2 protein-coding genes are annotated in these 1,418 nt (G+C 59.5%); both read left to right on the plus strand.

Going from position 1 to position 1,418, the window contains the following annotated elements; genetic code table 11:
* The first annotated feature begins 127 nt into the window (after nt 1-127).
* A complete protein-coding gene (locus tag H9626_RS15580) occupies nt 128-787 on the plus strand; it encodes a hypothetical protein (protein ID WP_225230978.1) in 660 nt (219 codons plus the stop codon).
* A gap of 105 nt (nt 788-892) precedes the next feature.
* A partial coding sequence (locus H9626_RS15585) for a hypothetical protein (protein WP_225230979.1) occupies nt 893-1,418 on the plus strand: 526 nt, incomplete at its 3' end.

Here is a 1,418-nt window from a genome sequence, read left to right on the forward strand (position 1 = left end):
ATATTGATCGAAGGAGATCGTCATGAAGACAAAGAACAGGTGGAGGCTGGTGTCGGCAGTCTTCATCTGCACATTGTTGCTCAGCGGTACCGGTTGCGCTGGTTCGGAGATGAATGCTGCGGAGAAAATGGATTTAAGTAACCACTCACAGATGGACGGTTCCACGTCTGCTCCCGAAAAGGATGACGCCGGGGACACAGAAGATAGTAACGATATATCCGCGGTGCCTGGTGAGGGGAGTCGTTTGGCGGGTTCGTTGGATGAGTATATTGATGCTCTGATTGCGGATACCGAGTGGACGACCGACTATGAGCGGGAGATTCTGGAGCGTGCGAAGGCCAATGGCGGTGTGTCGGTGACGGATTACGAGCAGACGTGGTCTCGATATAAGCAGTGCATGCTGGACAAAGGGTACAAGGAGATCATCCTAATCAAATACCCTAACGGTCTATACCATGAAGCCCCATATCAGGAAGGCACCACTCTTCAGATGGCCAAGCATGATCAGGATATGCAGACGTGCATGGCCGATGTGGGTGCCGTCGCGCAGGTCTATCAGATGCAGATCGGCAACCCGACGTTGTTCTCCGACAAGAACGAGGCGATTGTGGACTGCTTCCGGCGCAACAATCTGGTTCCCCTGACCTATACCGCGCGGCAGTACGCGCAGGAACGGGCTGAAGGCGAGTATACGATCGATCGGCAGGATATGGAGATCCGCGGCTGCGAGGTGGCCAACGGCTTGTTCGCCAGTTACGTTGACGATCCTGTGGAACAACTGTGGTAGGCGAGATTCGATACCGGCACGCGGTTATGATAGGGGTACCGCCCGTCTGCGTTGACGGACGGGATTAACGATACGGGGCATGCACGATGTGGGGAGGTATCGGACATGACGAAGACGGCAAAATCATCAGGTCGTGACGGGACGCGGCACCGCGATAGGCATGAGCGCCGTCGAGTATCGATCACCTGGCTGCTGCTGGCCGTGGTGACGGTGGCGGCGCTCGCCGTGGGGGCGTGTGCGCTGTTCCTGCCGGACCGGCCGCCGGAGCTGCTGTCACCGGCCAGGCAGGTGACCAGCGCCCCGGTCAACACGCAGGAATACACCGGCTCGCAGCAGGTCACCGTCGTACCGACCGTCTCGGCCTCACGCCAGCTGCTCGGCAACGCCACCGGCACGGTGACCGCCGACTGGTCCGGTTCCGGACTGACGTCGGGTCGTGCCGCCTACCAGGTCAACGGCCGGGCGGTGGTGGCGTTGAACACCGCCATCCCGCTGTACCGTGACATCCGACCGGGCGATGTGGGGCAGGACGCACTCGCCGTCAACAACGAACTCAACCGGTTGGGCTATTCGTCCTCCCCGGATTCCACCACGTTCACCTGGTACACCCAACTGGGCTGGCAACAGCTGA

It is taken from the genome of Phocaeicola faecium, from assembly GCF_014837055.1.
GTDB classification, from domain to species: Bacteria; Bacteroidota; Bacteroidia; order Bacteroidales; family Bacteroidaceae; genus Phocaeicola; species Phocaeicola gallinarum.

Excerpts from the sequence above, each read along its gene's own strand:
- H9626_RS15580 (WP_225230978.1), top strand. The coding sequence starts at position 128 with ATGGATTTAAGTAACCACTCACAGATGGACGGTTCCACGTCTGCTCCC.